Source organism: Streptomyces sp. NPDC057939, from assembly GCF_042887545.1.
Taxonomy (GTDB): Bacteria; Actinomycetota; Actinomycetes; order Streptomycetales; family Streptomycetaceae; genus Streptomyces.
Genome location: NZ_JBHVPG010000008.1, coordinates 26,542 through 50,845, shown reverse-complemented (window position 1 = coordinate 50,845; position 24,304 = coordinate 26,542). Strand labels below are relative to the sequence as shown.

28 protein-coding genes are annotated in these 24,304 nt (G+C 72.4%); 17 read left to right on the top strand and 11 right to left on the bottom strand.

The features are described from left to right. Positions 1 to 111: 111 nt before the first annotated feature. The 6 genes from ACFVS6_RS12060 (at position 112) to amaP (ending at position 3,391) form a co-directional block, all read left to right on the top strand. Positions 112 to 891, top strand: coding sequence for an enoyl-CoA hydratase/isomerase family protein (locus ACFVS6_RS12060; RefSeq protein WP_389703029.1), 780 nt, complete (start codon positions 112 to 114; stop codon positions 889 to 891). 260 nt (positions 892 to 1,151) lie between these two features. Then, positions 1,152 to 1,583, top strand: coding sequence for an Asp23/Gls24 family envelope stress response protein (locus ACFVS6_RS12055; protein WP_389703027.1), 432 nt, complete (start codon positions 1,152 to 1,154; stop codon positions 1,581 to 1,583). Positions 1,584 to 1,601: 18 nt separating this feature from the next. Continuing rightward, a complete protein-coding gene (locus ACFVS6_RS12050; RefSeq protein WP_281210326.1) occupies positions 1,602 to 1,805 on the top strand; it encodes a hypothetical protein in 204 nt (67 codons plus the stop codon). A 94-nt stretch (positions 1,806 to 1,899) separates the two neighbouring features. Next, positions 1,900 to 2,244: a hypothetical protein gene (locus ACFVS6_RS12045; protein WP_389703246.1), complete on the top strand. Its 345-nt coding sequence runs from the start codon at positions 1,900 to 1,902 to the stop codon at positions 2,242 to 2,244. Next, positions 2,241 to 2,828 carry a DUF6286 domain-containing protein gene (locus ACFVS6_RS12040; protein ID WP_389703025.1) on the top strand — a complete coding sequence of 196 codons (588 nt, stop codon included), beginning with the start codon at positions 2,241 to 2,243 and terminating at the stop codon, positions 2,826 to 2,828. Before ACFVS6_RS12045 ends, ACFVS6_RS12040 begins: the two co-directional genes overlap by 4 nt. 5 nt (positions 2,829 to 2,833) lie before the next feature. After that, on the top strand, positions 2,834 to 3,391 hold the full coding sequence (gene amaP, locus ACFVS6_RS12035) for an alkaline shock response membrane anchor protein AmaP (RefSeq protein WP_389703023.1): 558 nt from the start codon (positions 2,834 to 2,836) through the stop codon (positions 3,389 to 3,391). Positions 3,392 to 3,434: 43 nt separating this feature from the next. On the opposite strand, the gene ACFVS6_RS12030 is transcribed toward amaP, so the two are convergent. The 6 genes from ACFVS6_RS12030 to ACFVS6_RS12005 form a co-directional block, all read right to left on the bottom strand. Next, positions 3,435 to 4,190, bottom strand: coding sequence for an SDR family oxidoreductase (locus ACFVS6_RS12030; protein ID WP_389703022.1), 756 nt, complete (start codon positions 4,188 to 4,190; stop codon positions 3,435 to 3,437). 10 nt (positions 4,191 to 4,200) lie between these two features. Next, positions 4,201 to 5,004, bottom strand: a complete 804-nt coding sequence (locus ACFVS6_RS12025; RefSeq protein ID WP_389703021.1) for an SURF1 family protein — start codon at positions 5,002 to 5,004, stop codon at positions 4,201 to 4,203. Positions 5,005 to 5,119: 115 nt separating this feature from the next. Then, on the bottom strand, positions 5,120 to 5,380 hold the full coding sequence (locus ACFVS6_RS12020) for a hypothetical protein (protein WP_281210320.1): 261 nt from the start codon (positions 5,378 to 5,380) through the stop codon (positions 5,120 to 5,122). 119 nt (positions 5,381 to 5,499) lie between these two features. After that, positions 5,500 to 6,468, bottom strand: a complete 969-nt coding sequence (locus ACFVS6_RS12015) for a DEDDh family exonuclease (RefSeq protein ID WP_389703019.1) — start codon at positions 6,466 to 6,468, stop codon at positions 5,500 to 5,502. Positions 6,469 to 6,517: 49 nt separating this feature from the next. Further along, positions 6,518 to 6,790, bottom strand: coding sequence for a hypothetical protein (locus ACFVS6_RS12010; RefSeq protein WP_389703018.1), 273 nt, complete (start codon positions 6,788 to 6,790; stop codon positions 6,518 to 6,520). 445 nt (positions 6,791 to 7,235) lie between these two features. Continuing rightward, on the bottom strand, positions 7,236 to 7,895 hold the full coding sequence (locus ACFVS6_RS12005) for a TetR/AcrR family transcriptional regulator (protein ID WP_389703016.1): 660 nt from the start codon (positions 7,893 to 7,895) through the stop codon (positions 7,236 to 7,238). Positions 7,896 to 8,006: 111 nt separating this feature from the next. Between ACFVS6_RS12005 and ACFVS6_RS12000 the strand changes: the two genes are divergently transcribed. The 7 genes from ACFVS6_RS12000 (at position 8,007) to ACFVS6_RS11970 (ending at position 15,155) form a co-directional block, all read left to right on the top strand. Further along, entirely contained in the window at positions 8,007 to 8,804 is a 798-nt protein-coding gene (locus ACFVS6_RS12000; RefSeq protein ID WP_389703014.1) for an acetoacetate decarboxylase family protein, read from the top strand. Position 8,805: 1 nt separating this feature from the next. After that, entirely contained in the window at positions 8,806 to 9,690 is an 885-nt protein-coding gene (locus tag ACFVS6_RS11995; protein ID WP_389703012.1) for an SDR family NAD(P)-dependent oxidoreductase, read from the top strand. 10 nt (positions 9,691 to 9,700) lie between these two features. After that, positions 9,701 to 11,041, top strand: coding sequence for an amidohydrolase family protein (locus tag ACFVS6_RS11990; RefSeq protein ID WP_389703010.1), 1,341 nt, complete (start codon positions 9,701 to 9,703; stop codon positions 11,039 to 11,041). After that, the gene (locus tag ACFVS6_RS11985; RefSeq protein ID WP_389703008.1) at positions 11,038 to 12,264 is read left to right on the top strand and encodes an amidohydrolase family protein; all 1,227 of its coding nucleotides are present in this window, start codon (positions 11,038 to 11,040) and stop codon (positions 12,262 to 12,264) included. Before ACFVS6_RS11990 ends, ACFVS6_RS11985 begins: the two co-directional genes overlap by 4 nt. A gap of 161 nt (positions 12,265 to 12,425) precedes the next feature. After that, positions 12,426 to 13,373 carry a sterol desaturase family protein gene (locus ACFVS6_RS11980; protein WP_389703007.1) on the top strand — a complete coding sequence of 316 codons (948 nt, stop codon included), beginning with the start codon at positions 12,426 to 12,428 and terminating at the stop codon, positions 13,371 to 13,373. Then, positions 13,370 to 14,071 carry a lysoplasmalogenase gene (locus tag ACFVS6_RS11975; RefSeq protein WP_389703006.1) on the top strand — a complete coding sequence of 234 codons (702 nt, stop codon included), beginning with the start codon at positions 13,370 to 13,372 and terminating at the stop codon, positions 14,069 to 14,071. Before ACFVS6_RS11980 ends, ACFVS6_RS11975 begins: the two co-directional genes overlap by 4 nt. A gap of 40 nt (positions 14,072 to 14,111) precedes the next feature. Next, the gene (locus tag ACFVS6_RS11970; RefSeq protein WP_389703004.1) at positions 14,112 to 15,155 is read left to right on the top strand and encodes a zinc-dependent alcohol dehydrogenase family protein; all 1,044 of its coding nucleotides are present in this window, start codon (positions 14,112 to 14,114) and stop codon (positions 15,153 to 15,155) included. Between the two features lie 88 nt (positions 15,156 to 15,243). Here the strand turns inward: ACFVS6_RS11970 and ACFVS6_RS11965 are convergent, their stop codons facing one another. Next, positions 15,244 to 16,797 carry a S8 family serine peptidase gene (locus tag ACFVS6_RS11965; RefSeq protein ID WP_389703002.1) on the bottom strand — a complete coding sequence of 518 codons (1,554 nt, stop codon included), beginning with the start codon at positions 16,795 to 16,797 and terminating at the stop codon, positions 15,244 to 15,246. A gap of 258 nt (positions 16,798 to 17,055) precedes the next feature. Here ACFVS6_RS11965 and ACFVS6_RS11960 point away from each other — a divergent pair, with 258 nt between their 5' ends. The 3 genes from ACFVS6_RS11960 (at position 17,056) to moaA (ending at position 20,210) form a co-directional block, all read left to right on the top strand. After that, positions 17,056 to 17,421 carry a DUF485 domain-containing protein gene (locus ACFVS6_RS11960; RefSeq protein ID WP_389703001.1) on the top strand — a complete coding sequence of 122 codons (366 nt, stop codon included), beginning with the start codon at positions 17,056 to 17,058 and terminating at the stop codon, positions 17,419 to 17,421. After that, entirely contained in the window at positions 17,418 to 19,043 is a 1,626-nt protein-coding gene (locus ACFVS6_RS11955; protein ID WP_389702999.1) for a cation acetate symporter, read from the top strand. Before ACFVS6_RS11960 ends, ACFVS6_RS11955 begins: the two co-directional genes overlap by 4 nt. Positions 19,044 to 19,220: 177 nt before the next feature. After that, complete coding sequence (gene moaA, locus ACFVS6_RS11950; RefSeq protein ID WP_389702997.1) at positions 19,221 to 20,210, top strand: GTP 3',8-cyclase MoaA; 990 nt, start codon at positions 19,221 to 19,223, stop codon at positions 20,208 to 20,210. Positions 20,211 to 20,283: 73 nt separating this feature from the next. Here moaA and ACFVS6_RS11945 read toward each other — a convergent pair whose 3' ends face one another. Continuing rightward, the gene (locus tag ACFVS6_RS11945; protein ID WP_389702995.1) at positions 20,284 to 20,538 is read right to left on the bottom strand and encodes a hypothetical protein; all 255 of its coding nucleotides are present in this window, start codon (positions 20,536 to 20,538) and stop codon (positions 20,284 to 20,286) included. Positions 20,539 to 20,695: 157 nt separating this feature from the next. Then, positions 20,696 to 21,022: a DUF3099 domain-containing protein gene (locus tag ACFVS6_RS11940; protein ID WP_389702993.1), complete on the bottom strand. Its 327-nt coding sequence runs from the start codon at positions 21,020 to 21,022 to the stop codon at positions 20,696 to 20,698. A 183-nt stretch (positions 21,023 to 21,205) separates the two neighbouring features. Between ACFVS6_RS11940 and ACFVS6_RS11935 the strand changes: the two genes are divergently transcribed. Then, positions 21,206 to 21,481, top strand: a complete 276-nt coding sequence (locus tag ACFVS6_RS11935; protein WP_389702992.1) for a GlsB/YeaQ/YmgE family stress response membrane protein — start codon at positions 21,206 to 21,208, stop codon at positions 21,479 to 21,481. A gap of 87 nt (positions 21,482 to 21,568) precedes the next feature. Here ACFVS6_RS11935 and tyrS read toward each other — a convergent pair whose 3' ends face one another. Together tyrS and ACFVS6_RS11925 are read right to left on the bottom strand one after the other, a co-directional pair. Further along, on the bottom strand, positions 21,569 to 22,834 hold the full coding sequence (gene tyrS / locus ACFVS6_RS11930; RefSeq protein WP_389702990.1) for a tyrosine--tRNA ligase: 1,266 nt from the start codon (positions 22,832 to 22,834) through the stop codon (positions 21,569 to 21,571). 51 nt (positions 22,835 to 22,885) lie between these two features. Continuing rightward, positions 22,886 to 24,277 carry a metallopeptidase TldD-related protein gene (locus ACFVS6_RS11925; protein ID WP_389702989.1) on the bottom strand — a complete coding sequence of 464 codons (1,392 nt, stop codon included), beginning with the start codon at positions 24,275 to 24,277 and terminating at the stop codon, positions 22,886 to 22,888. Positions 24,278 to 24,304: the final 27 nt, after the last annotated feature.

Sequence of the window (24,304 nt, the reverse complement as noted above, 5' to 3'; positions counted from 1 at the left end):
TTCCACGCACGGTTCCTTCGGTGACCCCCGGTCGGCCCTGTGGTCGATCGGGTGGTTACTGTGCAGTCACTTAGGCCGAGCATGCGGCCGACTGCACATCGGAGGCACCAGATGGCTCTGCTCGACAAGGACGGCGTACGGCTCACCATCGACGACTCGGTCGCCACGGTGACCCTGACCAATCCGGCCAAGCGAAACGCCCAGTCCCCCGCGCTCTGGCGGGCTTTGGCGGAGGCCGGACAGTCACTGCCGGGCACCGTCCGGGTCGTGGTCCTGCGCGGCGAGGGCAAGTCCTTCTCCGCGGGGCTCGACCGGCAGGCGTTCGCTCCCGAGGGTTTCGAGGGTGAGCCGTCCTTCCTCGATCTGGCACGTGGTGCGGATGACCTGCTCGACTCCACCATCGCCAAGTACCAGGAGGCTTTCACCTGGTGGCGACGCAATGACATCGTCTCCGTCGCCGCCGTGCAGGGGCATGCGATCGGCGCCGGCTTCCAGCTCGCGCTCGCGTGCGACCTGCGGGTGGTAGCGGACGACGTGCAGTTCGCCATGCGCGAGACCAGCCTGGGCCTCGTCCCCGACCTCGGGGGCACCCAACCGCTGACCGCGCTGGTCGGCTACGCCCGGGCGCTGGAGATCTGCGCCACGGGTCGCTTCGTGCATGCCGAGGAGGCCGAGCGCGTCGGCCTGGCCAACCTGGTCGTCCCCGCCGACGAGCTCGACGCCGCCGTCCAGGACCTCACCACCGCACTGCTCTCCCCGCCCCGCGACGCGGTCATCGAGACCAAGGCGCTGCTCCGCGACGCCACGTCCCGGTCCTACGACGCCCAGCGCACCGCCGAGCGCGCCGCGCAGGGCCGCCGACTGCGCGACCTGGCGGGTCTGTCGGACTGACCCGCCGCTCGGTGCGTCCCCCCGCCGCGACCTCCACCCGGTTCGTCCCGGCAAGCCCGCCGCGATGCCCGCCGACATGCCCGCCGCGATGCCCGCAGGCATGTCGGCGGGCATCGCCGGTTCGGGCCGACCGGCGTGGTTTCAGGCGCGCGGACGGTGGCACACGCTTACCGTGGACGGGAGTGGGCGGCACGCGAACGTGCTCGTCGCCCCTCGGGGGCCGCCGGTTCCCGAGACGTCTCCCCAGCCAAGGACCTGCGATGACCGAATCCGCATCAGGGGGCACCTCCAAGGCCCCGGCCGACCGCGGCCGCACCACCATCGCCGACGGGGTGGTCGAGAAGATCGCCGGACTGGCCGCCCGCGAGGTGATCGGCGTCCACGCCATGGGCAACGGCGGCGGCATCTCCCGCACCCTCGGCGCCGTGCGCGACCGGGTCCCCGGCGGGACGCGGGCCTCGGTCAGCCGTGGCGTCAAGGCCGAGGTCGGAGAGGTCCAGACGGCCCTCGACCTGGAGATCGTCGTCGACTACGGCGTGTCCATCCGCGACGTGGCCCGGGCGGTCCGCGAGAACGTCGTCTCGGCTGTCGAACGGATGACCGGCCTGGAGGTCGTCGAGGTCAACATCGCGGTCAGCGACGTCAAACTGCCCGACGAGGAAGACGAAGAACCGGAATCCCGGCTCCAGTAACCGAGAGGAGCCATACACATGAGCATGGCGGTCGCCGGCCTGCTGGCCGGCATGGCACTGGGGTTCGCCGGGTACTTCGGCGGCTTCGGGGCCTTCCTCCTGGTGGCGGCGCTCGGCGCCGTCGGTTTCGTCGTCGGCCGGTTCCTCGACGGGGACCTGGACCCGGGCGACCTGTTCCGCCCCCGCTCCCGGCCCCGCGGCCGCGACGACCGGCCCCTGTGAGCGGCCCGTGAACACGCCGAAGCCGTCGACCCCGTCGCCTCCGACACCACCGGGTGCCGACGCGCCCCGCCCCGCGAGGGCCGTACCGCCCCGAGTGCCGGCCGCGGACCGCGGAGCCACCCGCATCGCCGACCGGGTCGTCGCCAAGATCGCGGCCCAGGCCGCGCGCGAGGCGCTCGCCGACGGACCGCCCGCGCCCGGCGCGGTCCCGCACGCGACGGTCACCGTGCACCACGACATCGCACGGGTGCGGGTCAGTCTGGAACTCGGCTACCCCTCCGACCTCGCCGCCCAGTGCGCGGCCGTACGCCGTCAGGTCGCCCGGCGGATCGAGGAGTGCGCCGCGATGACGGTCCCCGAGGTGGACGTCGACATCGAACGCCTGCACTCCACCCACACCCGACCGGCCCCCACGGGCCGGGACCGGGGGTTGCTGTGAGCGCCTCCGGACGCATCCGGTCCACCCGGCGGATCCCGGCCGCGCTCACCGCACTGGCCGTCATCGGTGTCGCCGGGCTCTTCCTCTACGACCTCGTCTCGGTGCGCGCCCACCGCCCCGGCATGCGCTGGCGCCCGGAACTCGCCCGATGGCTGGAACAGCACAGCCCGGCCGACACGGAGGTGCTGGTCGGCGGCGCGATCATGGTGGTGCTCGGGGCCCTGCTGCTCCTGTTCGCGGTGGCCCCGGGGCTGCGCGGACTGCTGGTGATGCGCACGGACACCGACCCGGGGCGCGCCGGGGCCGACGCCGACGCCGAGGTCGACGAGGGCGCCGGGAGCGGGCTGCGGGCCGGGCTCGGCAGGAAGGCGGCCGCGATGGTGCTCCGGGACCGGGCCATGGAAGTCGCCGGGGTCCGGTCGGTCCGGGTGAAGGTGAGCCGTTCCCGCGTCGGGGTCCGAGCCACCTCGCACTTCCGCGAACTGGACGACGTACGGGCCGACCTGGACGAGGTGCTCGCCGTCGGCATCGAGGAACTGGGACTCGCGCGACCGCCGCGGCCGCGGGTCCGGGTCAGGAGGTGAGCGCGGTGCTCGGGAAGGTGAACCGGACGCTGCTGGCGGCGGTCGGGCTCGTGCTGCTGGCGGCCGGGGTCACGCTGCTCACGGCGTCGAGGCCGTTCGGCGGCCGGTACGCCCCGTTGCTCACGGAGCGCGACAGGCACCGGTACTGGCACGCGGACGACTGGCGGTGGTGGGCGGTGGTCGCCGTCCTGGGGCTGTGCGTGCTGCTGGCGCTGTGGTGGCTGCTGGCGCAACTGCGACGCCCCCGCCTCGCGGCCCTGGAAGTGGACACCGGGGACGGGGGCTTCGCCCTGCTGCGGGGCCGCGCGTTGGAATCGGCGGTGGCCGCCGAGGCGGAGGCCCTGGACGGGGTCGCGCGCTGCCGGGTCGCCCTGCGCGGCCGGCGGGACGCCCCGGGCCTGCGGATCGCGCTGGAACTGGAGCCGTACGCCGTGCCGGCCGACGCGCTGGCGGCGCTGCGGGGGCCGGTCCTCACCCACGCCCGGGCGTCGGCGGGCCTGCCGGAACTCCCCGCGGAGGCCCGCCTGCGGGTGTCGTCGCACCACGCGCAACGCGTGACCTGAGCGGCCGGCGGGGGCGTCCCCGCCGGCCGTCGGGCGGGTCGGGTCAGAAACCGTGCCGGGAGCCGCCGTCGACCGGGACCATCACCCCGGTCAGGTAGGACGCGGCGGGGGAGAGCAGGAACGCCGCGGTGCGGCCGAACTCCTCCGGGGTGCCGTACCGCCCCAGCGGGATGCGGGACTCGTTGGCCGCCCGAGAGGCCTCCGCGTCACCGGACAGGGCGTCGAGTTCGCGCACCCGGTCCGTGTCGATCCGCGCCGGCAGCAGACCGACGACGCGGATTGCGCGCGGACCGAGGTCGACCGACAGGGACTTGGCGAAGCCGGCCAGGCCCGGCCGCAGGCCGTTGGAGATGGTCAGGCCGCGGATCGGCTCGTGCACCGAGCCCGACAGCACGAAGCCGATGACCCCGCCCTCGCCCAGCTCGGCCGCGGCGGCCCGCGCCAGCCGCACCGCGCCCAGGAAAACCGATTCGAAGGCCGCCGCCCACTGCTCGTCGGTGTTGTCCGCCGCGAGGCCCGGGGCCGGGCCGCCCACGCTGATGAGGATGCCGTCCAACCGGCCGAAGCGTTCCTTCGCGGTGGCGACCAGCTCCGCGGCCACCGCGGGGTCGGCGTTGTCCGCCACGACGCCCACCGCGTTCGGGCCGAGCGCGGCGGCGGCGTCCGCCGCCCGCTTCGCGTCGCGGCCGGTCACCACCACCTTCGCCCCGTCGGCGGTCAGTTCCCTCGCGGAGGCGAAGCCGAGGCCGCGGGTGGCTCCGGTGACGATGTAGACACGGTCCTTCAGTCCAAGATCCATGCGGGCCACGCTACGCCGAAGCGGGCTCCGGGGACACGGCCCCCGTCGCGGCGGCGGCCTGCGCCTGCGCCTGCTCCCGGTCCCGCCGCTCCCGGCGGACCAGGACCATCCAGCCGACCGGCACGGCCGCCGCGAACAGCCACCACTGGACGGCGTACGCCATGTGCGCGCCGATCGAGTCGTGGTCGGGCTCTCCCACCGGCTCCGGGCTCCCGTCCGCGGGCGCCGGGGCGGTGAGTTCCAGGTACCCGCCGAGTACGGGCCGGCCCAGGGCCGCGGCCTGCTGCTCGCTGTTGATCAGCATCACCTGGCGGTCGGGCAGCCCCTTGCGGTCCTTGATGCCGCTGCCACCGCTCGTCTCGTCGGCCTTCAGCCTGCCGGTCACCGTCACCTCGCCCGAGGGCGCCGCCGGCACGGGCGGGTAGGCCCGGGCGTCGCCGCCGCCCGCCACCCAGCCCCGGTTGACCAGCACGGCCCGGCCGTCGGCCAGCACCAGCGGGGTCACGACGTGGAAGCCCACCTTGTCGTCGTTCGAGGTCCGCATCCGCACCACCACCTCGTGGGCGGGGTCGTAGGTACCGGTGGCGGTGACGGCACGCCAGAAGTCGGACCGCGGAACGGTGTGGCCCGGCGAGGTGAGCCCGGTCATCGGCACGGGCTTCCCGTACAGGTTCCGTGCGATCAGCTCGTTCTGGGCGACCCGGTGCTCATGGCGGTGGAACTGCCAGAAGCCCAGCTTGATCATCGCGGGGATGAGGGCGAGGGCGACGAGGGTGAGGCACACCCACTGCCGGGTCAGTACAAAGCGGTACACGTCCACGACGGTACCCCCAGCGGCGACGACCCCGGCGGCCGGGTGGCCTTCCGGGGTCGGGAGGAGGACGGGGGCGGGTGGGTCGGGCGTGCTCGCCGCCGGGCGGCGCCGGGGGTCACCCCATGGCGCCGGCGGCGCTGCCCACCCTGTCGATGATCCCCGCCTTGCCCTCGGCGCGGGCGCAGTGCGCTCCGCAGTACCAGTGCCCGTCCGCCTCGACGCCCTGGCCGATGATCTGCACCCGGCAGTGCTCGCAGATGGGTGCCATCCGGTGGATCGCGCAGGAGAACGAGTCGAAGACGTGCCGCGCGCCGTCCTGGGTCTCCACGTAGAACGCCAGGTCGTAGTCATTTCCGCATACTTCGCAACGTGCCATGGCGGCATCGTGGAGGCTCGGACCGCCCGGGCGGGCGGACGTCCTCGTGTCGTCGGGGAACTTCTACCCGGCTGGCGTAGCAGCCCCCGGACGGCCGGCGCGGGGGCCCGGCCGCGCTCTCAGTCGGCCGGGGCGACGTCCCGCAGGAGCTGGGTGAAGGCGGCCTCGTCCACGACGGGAGTGCCGAACGACCGGGCCTTGACCGTCTTCGAGGTCGCCGAGTCGGGGTCGTTCGTCACGAGCATGCTGGTGAGCCGCGACACGCTCGTCGCGATGTGCAGGCCCGCCTCCACCGCCCGGTCCTCCAGCAGCTCCCGGTCCACCGAGGTGTCGCCGGAGAAGGCGATGCGCATGCCCTGCTTCAGCGGCTTGCCGTCCTCGAACCGGCCCGGGTTCGGGTGCGGGCACGGCGGCCGCTTGCGCGAGGCGCGCCAACTGCCCCCGCCGTACGAGGCCTGGTGGCCGACCCGGGGAGCGGCGGGGGAGTCCGACCACTCCGTCAGCGGACGGCACTCCAGCAGCGGCAGTCGTACGCCGTCACGGGCGGCCGCGTGCAGGGACGGGCGGAAGGCCTCGGCGAGCACGCGGGCGTCGTCCAGCGCGTGGTGGGCGCGCTGCTGCACCACTCCGAAGTGCGCGGCGAGGGACTCCAGCTTGTGGTTGGGCAGCGGCAGGTTCAGCTCCTTCGACAGGGCGATGGTGCACAGCCGCTGACGGACCGGCGCGGTCGCCGCGGCCCGCGCGTACTCCCGGGCGATCATCTGCCAGTCGAAGATGGCGTTGTGTGCGACCAGCACCCGGCCGTCGAGCCGGCCGGCGAACTCCTCGGCGATGTCCTCGAAGAGCGGCGCGTCCTTGAGCATGGCGCTCGTCAGGCCGTGGATCCAGACCGGTCCCGGATCCCGGCGCGGGTTGACCAGGGAGTACCAGTGGTCCTCCACGTTGCCCTGCGCGTCGAGCCGGTAGACGGCCGCGGACACTATCCGGTCGTCGCGAGCGAGCCCGGTGGTCTCCACGTCGACGACCGCGTACCCCTGTGGGTACGCGGTCGGCCAGGTCGTCTCTGCGGTCGTACGGTCGGCGAGCATGGTCACAGAGGATATCGGGCCCGACCGACAGTCGTGGCCCGATGCCCTTTCAGCCCAGCTCCGCCACCAGGTCGCCCGCGCTCACCCGGGCGAAGGAGTCCGACACTTCGGCCGGCCCCGGGCACGGCCGGTACGAGGCGCCGGAGGCGCCGGCCGGCGCCGCGCCCGCGTGCGTCATCGCCAGGAACACCCTTCGGCCCGCGGCCGATTCGGCGGCGGCCGCGTCGGCGTCGGACCGTGACAGCCGCTCGCCCGGTTCCTCCCGGCGGGAGATCCGGGCGGCGAACGCGGCAGGTTCCCCGGCCGGTCGCGCCCGGTACATACACCTCGTCGCCGAGGTCGGGCAGCGACGCCCGGCGTACGACGGCCACCTCGCGGGTCCGGGCCGCGGCCCGCCACACCGCCAGGTCCCACAGGGCCGTACGGGTGGCGACCCGAAGTGCTAGCTGACGTCGCGGGCCACCTCGCCGAGCCGGTCCCCCCCCGGGAGGCGACGCTCTGGAAGCCGCCCGACGGCGGCAGGTGGACGTCCGCCCACAGCGGGCGGCCCTCGGCCAGGTCCACCACCATCGGCATGCCAGACCCGCGACCCGCCGGCCAGGTCCGGGTCGACGTACTCGGTGGCGCCGTCGGGGGCGGGGAGCGGGCGCGCGGGATCCTTTCGTGCGCGCGGGATCCTTTCCGTGAAGGAAGGAGAAGGACGCGCGCCGCGGAGGCGCCCCCGCGCCGTCGATCCCGTCACGCGCCCGCGGACGGCCGCAGACCGATCATCCGTGCGACGGTCGGCCGTCGGAGGGGGGTTGGTCGGTGCCCGGTTTCAGCAGGGCCTCGGTCAGGGCCCGCACCGACAGCAGGAACAGTCGCTCGGGGTCGGCCGGGCGGGCCAGGGCGCGGGCGAGCGCCGGGTCGTCGGGCGCGGCCGCCGGGTCCCACAGCTCGCCCTCGGCCGGCGACTGGGCGGGGGAGCGCTCGCGGTTGCGCTCGACGAGCAGGAACCCGACGATCTGGAACTGGATGACGCGCACGGCGTCGGCGGCCCGCGCCCCGCGCAGTCCGGCGGCGTGCACCTCGTGGACCAGGGCCTGCTGGGCGGGCAGGAACATCCGGTCGGTCAGGCCGCGTTCGTGGACCATCGCGACCAGGTGCGGCCGGGTGCGCAGTTCTCGGCGCAGGATCCCGGCCACCGACAGGATGCGGGCGGCGGGCGTGGCCCCGGTCGGGGTGATCGCGCCCACCTCGCGCACGGTCCGCTCCACGAGCGCGTCGAGGAGCGACTCCCGGTTGCCGACGTGCCAGTAGATGGAGGTCACCGCCGTGCCCAGGGCGGCGGCGAGTCCGCGCATGGTGAGGGCCGCCGGGCCGTCCCGCATGACGAGGGACGCGGCGGCCGACAGCACCTCCTCACGGGTCAGCGCGCTCCTCGTCATCGGCGGCACCTTGTCTGTCGAGTCGTCAGTTCTTGTTCGTGCAGGGGTCTTTACCCTTCACCGACGGCAGTGTAACTGTGTTACAGAACCGACCGAAGGGTGGTGCGAAACATGGCACGCGTACGGTACGGAGCGCGAACCGAGGCCGAGATCGCGGCGTCGCGCGAGAAGAGCTCCAAGCTCCCCGACATCTGGTCCACCGGGGTGGTCGCCGTCTGGGAGAGCGACCCCGACGTGGTCGCGGCGGTCCTGCCCCCACCGCTCAAACCCACCGCGCGGCCCCTCGTACGGGCCAACATCAGCAAGGTCGACCTGCCCGGCTACCCCCTCGGCGCGGGCTCGGTCGCCGTCGCCGCGGAACACGGCGGGGTCGAGGGCTGGTACCCGCTGGTCATGCCGATGACGCACGAGCGCGCCCTGATCGGCGGCCGCGAGGTGTTCGGCGAACCCAAGAAGCTGGGCGAGGTCACCGTCGAGCGCGACGGGCTCGTCGTGCGGGCGGTCCTCGCCCGGCACGGGATCGCCTTCGTGGAGGTCCGCGGGGCCGTGGACCGGGCGCTGCCGCTGCCCGAGCCCATGCAGAAGACGGACTTCTACTTCAAGTTCCTGCCCGCGGTCGACGGTTCGGGTTTCGACTCCGACCCGGTCCTCGTCCACTGCACGCGCAACGAGAAGGTCCGCAAGCTGGAGCACGTCACCGGGGACGTCGTCCTGCGCGAGTCCATGTTCGACCCGGTGGCCGACCTCGTCGTCCGCCGCCTCGTGGAGATCACCATCGGTGAGAAGACCACCGACCAGAAGGGCAGGGTCGTCGAGCGGGTCAGCGCCCAGGCCCTCCTGCCGTACATCCACCAGCGCTACGACGACCCCCTGCAGATCCTCGACGGACCCCCCGAAGGGGCGGTGTGACATGCGGCTCGAACCCGGACAGGTGGCCGTCGTCACCGGGGCGGCCGGCGGCATCGGCCTCGCCATGGCCCGCCGCTTCGCCGCCGAGGGGCTGAAGGTGGTGCTCGCCGACGTCGAGGAGGGAGCCCTGCGCAAGGCCGCCGAGGAACTCACCGCCGACGGCGCCGAGGTGCTCGCCCGGCTCGTCGACGTCAGCGACCGCGACTCCGTGATCGCCCTCTCCGACGCCGCCTACGAGGCCTTCGGCTCCGTCCACGTCCTGTGCAACAACGCGGGCGTCGGCTCCGGTGCGGAGGGCCGGATGTGGGAGCACGAGCCCAACGACTGGAAGTGGGCCTTCTCCGTCAACGTCTGGGGCGTCTTCCACGGCATCCAGGCCTTCGTCCCCCGCATGATCGCGAGCGGCGTCCCCGGGCACGTCGTCAACACGTCCTCCGGCGACGGCGGCATCGCCCCGCTCCCCACCGCCTCCGTCTACGCCGTCACCAAGGCGGCCGTCGTCACCATGACCGAGTCGCTGTACGCCCACCTGAAGGCGGAGGGCGCCTCCGTCGGCGCCTCCGTCCTCTTCCCCGGACCGCACATGCTGCGCACCGGCCTGTGGGAGTCGCACCGCAACCGGCCCGACCGCTACGCGAAGGAGCGGCCGCGCAAGTCCCCGTACCGCACCCTCGACCAGTACGAGGCGGCGATGAAGGAGGCCGGGCACGAGGTGCGCTTCACCCCGGTCGAGGAGGTCGCCGAGCACGTCGTCGACGGCATCCGCGCCGACCGTTTCTGGATGCTCCCGGCCGGCGAGCACAGCGACCGCCAGATCCGCGCCAGGTCGCAGTCGATGCTCGACCGCGCCAACCCCGCCTACCTGGAAAGCTTCATCCTCGACTGAGGGGCCCGCCGTGCCTGACACGCATGCGAACGACCCGGCCGCAGCGCGGTCCGGGGACGGGTTCGAGGACCCGTACCTGATCATCTCCTCCGACTGCCACGCGGGCCTGCCCACCGAGCGGTACCGCCCGTACCTCGACTCCCGCTTCCACCGCGCGTTCGACGAGTTCCTCGGTCAGCGCGACGCCCGCCGCGAGGAGGCCACCCGGCTCGGCGTCCGCAACGAGGCGTTCGCCGAGAAGTGGTTCCACGACCACGAGGAGGGCCTGCGCGGCGGCTGGGACATCGGACAGCGACTGAAGGAACTCGACGGCGACGGCGTGGCCGGCGAGGTCGTCTTCCCCGACGCGGACGCCGTCGACAGCCAGACCGCCGCCCCCTTCGGGGTGGGCCTGGGCCTGTCCGGCGACCAGGACCCCGAGTTGGGCATGGCCGGCGCGCAGGCGCACAACCGCTGGCTGGCCGAGTTCGTCTCCGACGGGCCTGCCGGGAACGCGGCACGCCACTGCGGCGTCGCCCTGCTCCCCATCACGGCCGAGCCGCGGCGGGTCGTCGCCGAGATCCACCGGGCCAAGGAGTCCGGACTGGGCGCGCTGATGATCCCCGCCATGTGGGTGGACAAGGCGCCGTACCACGACCGCCGCTACGACCCGGTCTGGGCGGCCGCGGCCGAGACGCGGATGCCGATCGTCACCCACTCCGGCTCCTCGCCCCGCCACGAGTACGGCGACCACCTGGGGATCTTCGTCTCCGAGGTCACCTGGTGGCCCGCTCGCCCCCTGTGGTTCCTGCTCTGGTCCGGGGTCTTCGAACGGCATCCCGGGCTGAGGTTCGGCGTCGCCGAGTCGGGCTGCTGGTGGCTGCCCAACCAGCTCTGGTTCATGGACCGCCTCTACCTCGGTGCGCACGGCGGGAAGAAGTTGTCCCCCTTCGAGGAGCTGAAACGCCCGCCGAGCGAGTACCTGGACCGTCAGGTGTTCGTCTGCGCGACCAACACCAAGCGCCGCGAACTGGCCCAGCGGTACGAGATCGGCGTGGACAACATCCTCTGGGGCTCCGACTTCCCGCACCCCGAGGGGACCTGGCCCGACACCCGCAACTGGCTGCGGAACACCTTCCACGACATCCCGGTCGACGAGACCCGCCGCATGCTCGGGCTGGCGGCGGCCGAGGTGTTCGGCTTCGACACCGAGGCGCTCGCCCCGATCGCCCGCCGCATCGGCCCCACCCCGGCCGAGCTCGGCCAGTCCCCGGACCAGGCGTCGGTCGAGGCCTCCTGGGCCCGCTCCCGCGAGACGGGACGGCACTGGCTGACCGGCGGCGACTTCCCCGTACTGGGGGTGGACCGGTGAACCCCGCCGAGGACCGGTACACCGTCATATCGGCCGACTGCCACGCGGGCGCCGACCTGTTGGACTACCGGCCGTACCTGGCCAAGCGCCACCACGAGGCCTTCGACGCCTGGGCCGCCACGTACGTCAACCCGTACGAGGACCTCCTCGCCGACACCGCCGACCTGAACTGGAACTCGGCCCGGCGCCTGGCGGAACTCGAAGCGGACGGGATCGTCGCCGAGGTCCTGTTCCCCAACACGATCCCGCCGTTCTTCCCCAAGGCCTCGCTGATGGCCCAACCACCCACCCGCGACGAGTACGAGCTGCGCTGGGCCGGTCTCCAGGCCCACAACCGCTGGCTGGCGGACTTCTGCGCCGACGCGCCGGGCCGGCGGGCCGGGGTCGTCCAGATCCTCCTCAACGACGTGGACGCGGCGGTCGCGGAGATCCGCCGCACCAGGACGGCCGGCCTGACCGGCGGGATCCTCCTGCCGGGCGTCCCGCCCGGTTCGCCCGTCCCCGAGCTGTACTCCTCGGCGTACGACCCGCTCTGGGCCGTCTGCGCCGAACTGGACGTTCCGGTCAACCACCACGGCGGATCGGCCTCGCCGCCGCTGGGCGACGAACCGGCGGCCCGCGCCGTGTTCATGGTCGAGACGACCTGGTTCTCGCACCGCGCCCTGTGGCACCTGATCTTCGGCGGTGCCTTCCGGCGCCACCCGGGGCTGAAGCTGGTCCTGACCGAGCAGGGCTCCGGCTGGATCCCGGGCGTGCTGGAGATGTTGGACTACTACCACGGCCGCCTGGTCGCGGCCTCGTCCACCGCCGAGGCCAAGTTCGGCGCGGGACTGGCCGATTCGATGGGCAGGGGGCCGAGCGAGGTCTGGCGCGACAACTGCTTCGTCGGGGCGAGCTTCATGCGCCCCCACGAGGTCCCGCTGCGGGAACGGATCGGCCTCGACAAGATCATGTGGGGCAGCGACTTCCCCCACGACGAGGGCACCACGCCCTTCTCCCGCGAGGGCCTGCGCATCGCCTACGCGGGCCTGCCCCGCGAGGAGGTCGCCGCCATGGTGGGAGGCAACGCGGCCCGCGTCTACGGCTTCGACCTCCCCCTCCTGGACGCCCTGGCGGCCAAGCACGGCCCCCTCGTCCAGGAGATCGCCGAGCCCCTCGGCGAGATCCCCGCCAGCGCCACCAGCCCGGCCTTCGCCCGCGGCGCCTCGGTCCGCGTCTGGTGACCCGGTCCCGCCGGGGCGGCTCCGCCCGAGCGGATGAGCCGCCCCGGCGGGGACCGGTCGGGGGCGCCGGAGGGTGCTTCGGGTACCTCCGGTAACACCGTCGGATACCGATCGGTAACAACCCCTAGCGTCGCCCCCGGAGGCGCCTCTATGGTGCGGGCATGCCGAACCTGCCCGATGTCGTGCTGTGGTCCATACCTGCCTTCGTGCTGCTCACCGTCATCGAGGTGGTGAGCTATCGCCTGCATCCCGACGAGGACGCGACCGGGTACGACACCAAGGACGCCGTCACGAGCGTCACGATGGGGCTCGGCAGCATCGGCTTCGACCTGCTGTGGAAGATCCCGGTCGTCGCGGTCTTCACGGCGGTCTACGAACTCACCCCGCTGCGGGTGCCGTTCCTGTGGTGGACGGCGCTGCTGATGCTGTTCGTCCAGGACTTCCTCTACTACTGGCAGCACCGGCTCCACCACGTCATCCGCATCCTGTGGGCCTGCCACGTCGTCCACCACAGCAGCCGCCGGTTCAACCTCACCACCGCCCTGCGCCAGCCCTGGACCAGCGCCACCACCTGGTGGTTCTACCTCCCGATGGTCGCCCTCGGCGTGCACCCGGCGGCGATCCCGTTCTGCTACGGACTCAACCTCCTCTACCAGTTCTGGGTGCACACCGAACGCATCGGGAAGCTGCCCCGCGCCTACGAGTACGTCTTCAACACCCCGTCCCACCACCGCGTCCACCACGCCTCCCAGGGCGGCTACCTGGACCGCAACTTCGGCGGGATCCTGATCGTCTGGGACCGGATGTTCGGATCCTGGGTGGGGGAGACGGAGCGCCCCGTCTACGGCCTCACCAAGAACATCGGCACCCACAACCCGCTGCGGGTGGCCACCCACGAGTACGCCGCCATCGCCCGCGACGTCCGGGCCGCCGACACCTGGCGCGAACGCGCCGGACGCGTCTTCGCGGGCCCCGGCTGGCAGCCCGCCCGCCCCGAACCGGCCGCCGACGGGCCCGCCGCGACCCAGGCGCCCGCCGCGCCCGGGGCTCCCGCGACACCCACCGCCCCGCGGGCCACCGCGGCTCCGGAGCCGGAGCGCGCCGCGTGAGCGCCACCGAGGCCCGTACGCCCTCCTGGGCCACCCGGACCGGAACCGCGACCGGAGCCGGTCGCGCCGGACGGATCCTGCTCGCCGCCTTCGCCGTCGCGGCCGCCGCCGACCTGGTGTCCCTCCTCGCCGACTGGCACCTCGGTCACGTCCTGTTCAAGCCGCTGCTGATGCCGCTGCTCGTGGCCCACGTGATCACCCGCCGCGCCCCCCGGCTGCTGGTCGCCGCCCTGCTGTTCGGCTGGGGCGGGGACCTCGCGCTGCTCTTCGACGCCGAGATCGCCTTCCTGCTCGGCATGGGCTCCTTCGCCGCCGGGCACGTCTGCTACCTCGTCCTGTTCGGACGGGGTCGCACCGGGCCCCTCCTCGGCGCCGCGTACGCCGCGGCCCTGATCGGGACCGTCGCCCTGCTGTGGGGCGACCTCCCGGCCGACCTGCGGATCCCGGTCGCCGGCTACAGCCTGCTGCTCACCGCCATGGCCTACCGGGCGAGCGCCCTCGGCCGGGTCGCGGGGGCGGGCGGAGCGCTGTTCCTGCTCTCCGACACCCTCATCGCCACCGGCGTCGCGGAGTGGCCCCAGCTGCCGCGACCCGACTTCTGGATCATGGCGACCTACCTGGCGGCCCAGTACCTGCTGGCCACCGGGACCCTCGGCCGGTCCCCGGGCCGCCCCGATTCCGGGACGGGCGTACGGTAGGACGGTCATACAGGACCGCACCCCGGAGGACTGCACCACCATGCGCGCCACCGTCATCCACGCCCCGCACGACATCCGCGTGGAGGAGGTGCCCGACGCCGCGATCCGGCGTCCCGAGGACGCCGTCGTCCGCGTCCTGCGCGCCTGCATCTGCGGCAGCGACCTGTGGGCCTACCGCGGCGAGGCCGCGCGGCAGCCCGGTCAGCGCATCGGGCACGAGTTCCTCGGCGTCGTCGAGGAGACCGGCTCCGCCGTCTCGGGCCTGCGCGCCGGGGACCTCGTCGTGGCCCCCTTCATGTGGTCGGACGGCACCTGCGACTACTGCTCCGAGGGCCTGTACACCTCGTGCGTGCACGGCGGCTTCTGGGGCGCGGTCGGTCACGACGGCGGCCAGGGCGAGGCCGTCCGGGTCCCGCACGCCGACGGCACCCTGGTGAAGCTGCCCGCCGAGGCCGTCTCCGACGACCACCTGCTGACGGGCCTGCTCGCGCTCTCCGACGTCATGGGCACCGGCCACCACGCCGCCCTGGGCGCGGGCGTCCGCGCGGGCTCCACGGTCGCCGTCGTCGGCGACGGCGCGGTCGGCCTGTGCGGCGTCCTGGCCGCCAAGCGGCTCGGCGCCGAGCGGATCATCGCCCTGGGTCGGCACACCGTCCGTACGGACATCGCCAAGCTCTTCGGCGCCACCGACGTGGTCGCCGCGCGCGGGGACGAGGCCGTGGCGGCCGTCCGCGAGCTGACCGGCGGCCAGGGCGCGCACTCCGTCATCGAGGCGGTCGGCACCGAACAGTCCATGCGCACGGCCGTCAACATCACCCGCGACGGCGGGGCCATCGGCTACGTCGGCGTCCCGCACGGCAGTGGCACCGGCCTGGACCTCGGCGTGATGTTCGACCGCAACATCACCCTGCGCGGCGGCGTCGCGCCGGTGCGCGCGTACATCCCGGAGCTGCTGGTGGACGTGCTGAGCGGCGCGATCGACCCGGCCCCCGTCTTCGACCGGGCGGTATCCCTGGACGAGGTCCCGGACGGCTACCGCGCGATGGACGACCGCAGCGCCCTGAAGGTCCTTATCACGCCCTGACGCCCGGGCCCCGACAGGACGGCGGGCCGACCCCGGGACACCCCGGGGCCGGCCCGCCGCGCCGTCTGTCCGACGGCGTCGAGCGTTCCTACTTGACGGCCTTGAGCGCGTCGACCACGCCGGCGCCGTAGTAGCCGGTCTGGCCCCACTTGGCCTTGCAGGTGGTGGCGTCGATCAGGTTGCCGGTGCCGTCGTAGATCTTCGTCGGGCACGCGACCTTCGTCGCCTGCCCCTTCAGCATCGCCTGGAGCTGCGAGGGCGAGGCCCACGGGTGGGCGCTCTTGAGCAGCGCCGCGACGCCCGCGACGTGCGGGGCGGCCATCGAGGTGCCCTGCTTGTAGCCGTAGCCGCCGCCCGGGACGGTCGACAGGACGCGGCCGTTGGCGTCCGGGGTGGCCGGCACCTGCCACTTGTCGCCACCGGGAGCGGCGACGTCGACGACGCCGAGGCCGTAGCTGGAGTAGTAGGAGCGCAGCCCCTGGTCACCCGTGGCCGAGACGGTGACCACGCCCGGCAGCTGGGTGGGCAGGTCCAGGCAGACCTTCGGGTCGATGGTCCGCGGCACCGGGGTGGTGTCGTTCGGGCTGGTGTCGTCGACGATCGAGTCGCCGGCCAGGTCGTGGTCGGAGTTGCCGGCCGAGGCCACGCTGAGCACGCCCTTGCGCTCCGCGTACTTCGTCGCCCGGGCGAGGGCCTCCACCAGCGCCTTCTGGTCGTCGTCGTTCTTGCAGGTGTAGTTCCACGGGTCGACGTAGTAGCTGTTGTTGGTCACCTCTATCCCCTTCTCGGCGGCGAACATGAAGCCGCAGACGACCGCCTCGGTGTAGAAGAGGCTGGTCGCGGGCTCGCTCACCTTGATGCCGGCGACCTTCACGCCCGGGGCGACACCGCTGACGCCCACGCCGTTGCGCGGGGCCGCGATGGTGCCGGCCACGTGCGTGCCGTGGTCGCTGCCGTCCGGGTACGGACGCCAGGCGCCCTCGGAGGTGTCCGCGACGCCCCCGACACAGTTGGCGGACTGGCTCTTGGAGAAGTTCGGGGCGAGATCGGGGTGGGTGTCGTCCACACCCGTGTCGATGACGCCCACGGTGACGTTCGGGCTGCCATCGTTGATCTTGTGAGCCTGGTCGGCCTTGATCGTCCGCAGGTCCCACTGGTTGGGCTCCAGCGGCTCCTGTCCCGGCGCCGCCTGCGCCGCCGCCTTGGCGGCGTCGGCCGCGCTCAGCTTCTGCGTCGCGCCCTCCTCGGTGGTCTGCACCGCGGAGAGGGGGGCCGTCCGAGTGGCACCCACCGACACGAAGAGGCTGCGCTGGGACCGCAGCTGCTTGGCGAAGTCGGGGTTCTGGGAGTGTGCGACGACGACGCCGATCTGCTCATAGGCCGTCACCACCGTTCCGCCGGCCCGCTCGATGGCCTTCTTCGCCTGCTTGGCCGTCCCGTACGCGGTCAGGTTCGCCACGTAGGAGAGCTTCGGGCCGTCGGCGGCGGGCTTCGCCGTCGTGGCCGTGGCCGCCGTGTTGCCGAGCGGGGCGGCGGAGGCCGCGACCGAGGGCAGGAAGGCGAGTGAGGCGGTGAGCGCCAGTCCGACCGGTACGGCAAGACGATTGCTCTTCCGGGCGGTACGCGACCCCAGATGCGCCATGGGTTCTCCACATCATCCGTGAAAAAGCCGTCCGCACGCGGTTTGCGCAGGACGGGTTCATGACACGCGAACCTAGTGCCGGTGTTCCCCTCTCCGCCATCAGTTCGAGGAATCAGTTTCCAAAGAAATCAAAGGTGTTGAACCGTCCCGACGCGCCGGCCGTGCCGTTGACAGGGGGGATCGGCACCACCGTCCCCCCACACGGAGGTTGTTTTGTCCGTCGTCCCCACCGCACCCGCGTCACAAGGAGAGCCCCCCGTGACCACCGAAGCAGCGCCGCCCCACGGCGGCACGGGACCGACCCCGGCGAGTCCCACGGCCGAGGACTTCACCCGCGTCCAGCAGAGCCCCGAGTTCGCCGAGCTGCGCAGCTCGTACCGCTCCTTCGCGTTCCCGCTCACCGTTGCCTTCATCGCCTGGTACCTGCTCTACGTCCTGCTGTCCAGCTACGCGGGCGGCTTCATGGGGACCAAGCTCTTCGGGAACATCAACGTCGCCCTCGTCCTCGGCCTCGCCCAGTTCGCCACGACGTTCCTGATCGCCTGGCTGTACTCGCGGCACGCCGCCGCCAAGCTCGACCCCAAGGCCCAGGCCATCAAGGCCCGGATGGAGGCCGGAGAATGAGCGCGATCCCACAGCTGACCCTCGCGGCCGGCGCGACCGAGCACCGCCCGCTGATCATCACCCTGTTCGGCCTGTTCGTCGTCGCCACGCTCATCATCACGATCTGGGCCGGCCGCCAGACCAAGGACGCAGCCGACTTCTACGCGGGCGGCCGCCAGTTCACCGGCTTCCAGAACGGCCTGGCCATCTCCGGCGACTACATGTCCGCCGCGTCCTTCCTCGGCATCGCCGGAGCCATCGCCCTCTTCGGCTACGACGGCTTCCTCTACTCCATCGGCTTCCTCGTGGCCTGGCTGGTGGCCCTGCTGCTCGTCGCCGAGCCGCTGCGCAACTCCGGCCGCTACACGATGGGCGACGTCCTCGCGTACCGGATGCGCCAGCGGCCCGTGCGGACCGCGGCCGGCACCTCCACCATCGTGGTCTCGATCTTCTACCTGCTCGCCCAGATGGCCGGCGCCGGCGTACTGGTCTCGCTGCTCCTCGGCATCACCAGCGACGGCGGCAAGGTGGCCGTGGTCGCGCTGGTCGGCCTCCTGATGATCCTCTACGTGACCATCGGCGGGATGAAGGGCACCACCTGGGTCCAGATGATCAAGGCGGTGCTGCTGATCGCGGGCGCCCTGCTGATCACCTTCCTGGTGCTGCTGGAGTTCAACTTCAACATCTCCAGCCTGCTGGGCCAGGCCGCCGAGAACAGCGGCCAGGGCACCAAGTTCCTGGAGCCCGGACTCAAGTACGGCAAGGACTCGATCACCAAGCTGGACTTCATCTCGCTGGGCCTCGCCCTGGTCCTCGGCACCGCGGGCCTGCCGCACATCCTGATCCGCTTCTACACGGTCCCCACCGCCAAGGCCGCCCGCAAGTCCGTGAACTGGGCCATCGGCATCATCGGCGCGTTCTACCTGATGACCATCGCCCTCGGCTTCGGCGCCGCGGCCCTGCTCAACCGGGCCGACATCCTGGCCTCGAACAAGGCGGGCAACACCGCGGCCCCCCTGCTCGCCCAGGAGATCGGCGGCGGCGCGGGATCCACCGGGGGCGCGATCCTCCTCGCGGTGATCTCCGCGGTCGCCTTCGCGACCATCCTCGCGGTCGTCGCGGGCCTCACCCTCGCGTCCTCGTCGTCCTTCGCGCACGACCTGTACGTGAACGTCATCCGCAAGGGCAAGGCGACCGAGAAGGAGGAGGTCCGCGCGGCCCGCTGGTCGACCGTGGTCATCGGCGCCGTCGCGATCGGCCTCGGGGCCCTGGCCCGTGACATGAACGTGGCCGGTCTCGTCGCCCTCGCCTTCGCGGTCGCCGCCTCCGCCAACCTGCCGACGATCCTCTACAGCCTCTTCTGGAAGCGCTTCACCACCCAGGGCGCCCTCTGGTCGATCTACGGCGGCCTGATCTCGGCGGTCGGCCTCGTCCTCTTCTCACCCGTGGTCTCCGGCAAGCCCACCTCGATGTTCAAGGACGCCGACTTCTACTGGTTCCCGCTGGAGAACCCCGGCATCATCTCCATCCCGCTCGGCTTCCTCCTCGGATGGCTGGGAACCGTCCTCACCAAGGAAGAGGCCGATCCCCGCAAGTTCGCCGAGCTGGAGGTGCGCTCCCTCACCGGAACAGGGGCTCACTGAGATCCACCGAACACACAGCGTGGCCGAGTCGTACTTCCGTACGACTCGGCCACGTCGCGTCTCGTTCAATCGGGCACCCCTACGGGCCAGGCCCGTCGCGTAGGCTCGAACACAGCGCCACCGCGTACCCGCGACGGCGTCGACCTCCGCAGAACCGGACAGGAGAGGGGGCCCACAGTGCTTCTCGACACGTACGGCCGCGTGGCCACTGACCTGCGCGTCTCACTCACCGACCGGTGCAACCTGCGCTGTACCTACTGCATGCCCGAGGAGGGCCTGCAGTGGCTCGGCAAGTCGGACCTGCTGAGCGACGAGGAGATCGTCCGGCTGATTCGCATCGCCGTCACGCTGCTCGGCATCACCGAGGTCCGCTTCACCGGCGGCGAACCGCTGCTCCGGCCCGGCCTGGTCGGGATCGTCGAGCAGTGCGCCGCCCTGGAACCCCGCCCCAGGATGTCGCTCACCACCAACGGCATCGGCCTCAAGCGCACCGCGCAGGCCCTCAAGGCGGCCGGCCTGGACCGGGTGAACGTCTCGCTCGACACCCTGCGCCCCGACGTCTTCAAGACCCTGACCCGTCGCGACCGCCACAAGGACGTCATCGACGGCATGGCGGCCGCCCGGGACGCCGGTCTGACCCCCGTCAAGGTCAACGCCGTCCTGATGCCCGGACTCAACGCCGACGAGGCACCCGACCTGCTCGCCTGGGCCGTGGAGAACGAGTACGAGCTGCGCTTCATCGAGCAGATGCCCCTCGACGCCCAGCACGGCTGGAAGCGCGACGGGATGATCACCGCCGGGGACATCCTCCAGTCCCTGCGCACCCGCTTCACCCTCACCGAGGAGGGCGCCGACGAGCGCGGCTCCGCCCCGGCCGAGCGCTGGGTGGTCGACGGCGGCCCGGCCACGGTCGGCGTCATCGCCTCCGTCACCCGCCCGTTCTGCGGAGCCTGCGACCGCACCCGGCTCACCGCCGACGGCCAGGTCCGTACGTGCCTGTTCGCCACCGAGGAGTCCGACCTGCGGGCGGCCCTCCGCTCCGGCGCCCCGGACGAGGAGATCGCCCGCCTGTGGAAGGTGGCGATGTGGGGCAAGAAGGCCGGCTCCGGCCTCGACGACCCGTCGTTCCTCCAGCCCGACCGCCCCATGTCCGCGATCGGCGGCTGACCGGGCCCGGACCCGCGTCCGGCCCGCCGCGCCCACCGCGACGGGCCCTGCCCCGGCCCCGGCCCGCCGGGGCTCAGGCGCGTTCCGAGCCCTCCGGCTGCACCCACTCGTCGAGCCTCACGACGTCCTTGAGGAAGCCCCGGACGCCGAGGAACTGGGAGAGGTGCTCGCGGTGTTCCTCGCACGCCAGCCAGGTCTTGCGCCGCTGCGGGGTGTGCAGTGTCGGGTTGTTCCACGCGAGGACCCAGACGGCCGCGTCGCGACAGCCCTTGGCGGAGCAGGTGGGGGCGGGCTCGGGGTCGGGTGCGTTCAGATCAGGGGAGTTCACGGCCTCAACCCTACAAACACGCACTCGGGACAGCTTCGGATGGGCGACGCCGGGCAGCCACGGGGGGAGCTGCCCGGCGTCGGTCCGTCGCTCCGACGGGGGATGCGGAGCGCGTAGGCAGTATGTCACGCAGGACCCGGTCGGGTGCACCGGAACTTCAGGATTGATCTGAGCTTCTATTGAGGTTTTCGGCCTCCAGTGCGGGGCGCACAGGCGTCGGCACGAAGTGCGAGGGCAGGGAGGGCGTCGACTCGCGTCCCGCGTTGGCGATGACCACCGCGACGTACGGCAACAGGGCTCCCGCGACCAACGTCACGATCGCCACATGGCGCTCCACGTTCCACAGGACCACCGTCGCGATGACCGAAAGCGTCCTGATCGTCATCGAGATGACGTACCGGCGCTGTCGTCCCCGCACGTCCTCGGCGAGGCTCATCCGGGCCCCGGTGATCCGGAAGACCTCGGCCTCGTTCCGCTTCGTCATCCGCACGTCGCACCACCCGATCCGCCTGCCGGACGCACCCCGGTCCGGAACCCTTCCACCGTACGCGGCCCGCGCGTCGGAGTGGTGAGGGGGTGTCCCCCGAACGGCTCTGTCCGAAATGCGCCGTTCGCTACGCGGATCGAGACTGGTTCGACATGCGCACACCGCGCCGGAGGAGGCGACATGCATTGGTTGTGGGCGATCATCGTCGGTTTGGTGCTGGGCCTGATTGCCCGGGCGATCCTGCCCGGCAAGCAGCACCAGCCCCTCTGGCTGACCGTGATCTTCGGCATCATCGGCAGCGTCCTCGGCAACGCCGTCGCCACCTGGATCGGTGTCGCCGACACCAAGGGCATCGACTGGATCAGGCACCTGCTGCAACTGGTCGGAGCGGTCCTGATCGTCGGACTCGGCGACATGGCGTACATGGCGCTGAAGGGCAACAAACGCACCGCCTGAGCCGCCCCGCGCATCCGGGGCGGGACGACGGAGGGGCCGGTACGGACGCGCTGTCCGTACCGGCCCCTCCGTCGCGTGCGGGCCGCGTCAGCCGGTGACCTCGACGGCGGCCAGGTTCTTCTTGCCGCGCCGCAGCACCAGCCAACGGCCGTGCAGCAGGTCCTCCGGAGCGGGGACCGCGTCCTCGGCGGTGACCTTCACGTTGTTCACGTAGGCACCGCCCTCCTTCACGGTCCGGCGTCCCGCCGACTTGCTGGCGACCAGGCCGGTCTCCACGAACAGGTCGACGACCGGGCCGAGCTCGGCGACCTTCGCGTGCGGCAGCTCCGACAGGGCCGCGGCCAGCGTGGCCTCGTCCAGCTCCGCCAGCTCGCCCTGCCCGAACAGGGCCTTCGACGCCGCGATCACGGCGGCGCACTGGTCCGCGCCGTGCACCAGCGTGGTCAGCTCCTCGGCCAGCGCCCGCTGAGCGGCGCGCGCCTGCGGCCGCTCGGCGGTCTGCGCCTCCAGCGCCTCCAGTTCCTCACGGGACTGGAACGACAGGATCCGCATGTAGGTGGAGATGTCCCGGTCGTCCACGTTCAGCCAGAACTGGTAGAACGCGTACGGGGTGGTCATCCCCGGGTCCAGCCAGACGGCCCCGCCCTCGGTCTTGCCGAACTTGGTGCCGTCCGCCTTGACCATCAGCGGCGTCGCCATGGCGTGCACCTGCGCGCCCGACTCGACCCGGTGGATCAGGTCGAGGCCGGCCGTCAGGTTGCCCCACTGGTCGGAGCCGCCCTGCTGGAGCACGCAGCCGTGGCGCCGGTACAGCTCCAGGAAGTCCATGCCCTGGAGCAGCTGGTAGCTGAACTCGGTGTAGCTGATGCCCTGGTCCGACTCCAGCCGCTTGGCGACCGAGTCCTTCGTCAGCATCTTGTTGACGCGGAAGTGCTTGCCGATGTCCCGCAGGAACTCGATGGCGGACATGCCCGCCGTCCAGTCCAGGTTGTTCACCAGGACCGCCGCGTTCTCGCCCTCGAAGGACAGGAACGGCTCGATCTGCGAACGCAGCCGGTTCACCCACTCGGCGATGACCGCGGGGTCGTTCAGCGTGCGCTCGGCCGTCGGGCGCGGGTCGCCGATCTGACCGGTGGCCCCGCCGACCAGCGCCAGCGGGCGGTTGCCCGCCAGCTGGAGCCGGCGCATGGTCAGGACCTGCACCAGGTGACCCACGTGCAGCGAGGCCGCCGTCGGGTCGTAGCCGCAATAGAACGTGACCGGACCGTCCGCGAACGCCTTGCGCAGCGCTTCTTCGTCGGTGGACTGGGCGAAGAGCCCACGCCACTTCAGTTCGTCGACGATGTCCGTCACGGTCTCTCGACTCCTTCGATGTCTGAAATTGCCATGGTCAGTCTAGGTGTGTCAGACGCCCTTGCTGACCGAGCTCATGTTGAAGTCCGGGATGCGCAGCGCCGGCATCGCGGCCCTGGTGAACCAGTCGCCCCACTCGCGCGGGAGGGTCTTCTCGGTCCGGCCGGCCTCCGTGGCCCGCGACAGCAGGTCGACGGGGGACTCGTTGAACCGGAAGTTGTTCACCTCGCCCACGACCTGCCCGTCCTCCACCAGGTAGACGCCGTCCCGGGTGAGGCCCGTGAGCAGCAGCGTGGCCGGGTCGACCTCGCGGATGTACCAGAGGCAGGTCAGCAGCAGCCCGCGCGCGGTGCCGGCCACCATCTCCTCCAGGGACTTCTCCCCGCCCCCGTCGAGGATCAGGTTCCCGAAGCCGGGGGAGAGGTCCAGGCCGGTCAGGGCGGCGCTGTGCCGGGTCGTCGTCAGCCGCCTCAGCTCGCCGTCACCGATCCACTCCGTCGGCGGGACCGGCAGGCCGTTGTCGAAGACGGACGCGTCGTCGCCGGAGCTGTGCGCGATCACGAACGGCGCGGACTCCAGGCCCGGCGCGTTCGGGTCGCTGCGCAGGGTCAGCGGCAGCGGGGAGAGCCGCTCGCCGACGCGGGTGCCGCCGCCGGGCTTGGAGAAGACCGTGCGGCCCTCCACCGCGTCCCGGGCGGCAGCCGACCACATCTGGTAGATCAACAGGTCGGCCACGGCCGTCGGCGGCAGCAGGGTCTCGTACCGCCCGGCGGGCAGCTCGATCCTCCGCTCCGCCCAGCCCAGGCGCACCGCGAGCTCCGCGTCGAGGGCCGTGGGGTCGACGTCCTTGAAGTCCCGGGTCGAGCGGCCCGCCCAGGCCGAACGCAGCCGGTCCGGGGACTTGGCGTTGACCTCCAGGGTCCCGTTCGGCTGGTCGTGGCGCAGCCGCAGGCCCGTGGAGGTGCCGACGTACGTGGAGACCAGCTCGTGGTTGGCGAAGCCGTACAGTTCCCGGCCGCCCGCGCGGGCCCGGGCGAAGGCTTCGCCGAGGGCCGGCGCGAAGTCCGCGAACACCGCCGAGGAGGTCTCCGCCGGGCCGTCGGTGAAGTCCGGTGAGGCGGGCGTGCCGGTGACCAGGGGCTGGGCGTCCTCCGCCGGACCCGCCCCGCGCGCGGCCGCCTCGGCGGCCCGGACGAGCGGCTCCAGGTCGGCGGCGGTGACGGCGGAGCGCGACACGACCCCCGAGGCCGTCCCCTCCTTGCCGTCGACGGTGGCGATGACCGTCAGGGTCCGGCCGCGGGTCACGCCGTTCGTGGTGAGCGCGTTGCCGGCCCAGCGCAGGTTGGCGCTCGACTCCTCGTCGGCGATGACGACGCAGCCGTCGGCCGTGGACAGCTCCAGGGCCCGCTCGACGATCTCGTGCGGCTTGGTTCGGGTCGACATCAGCGTCCGGCCTCCTGCGTGGTGTTG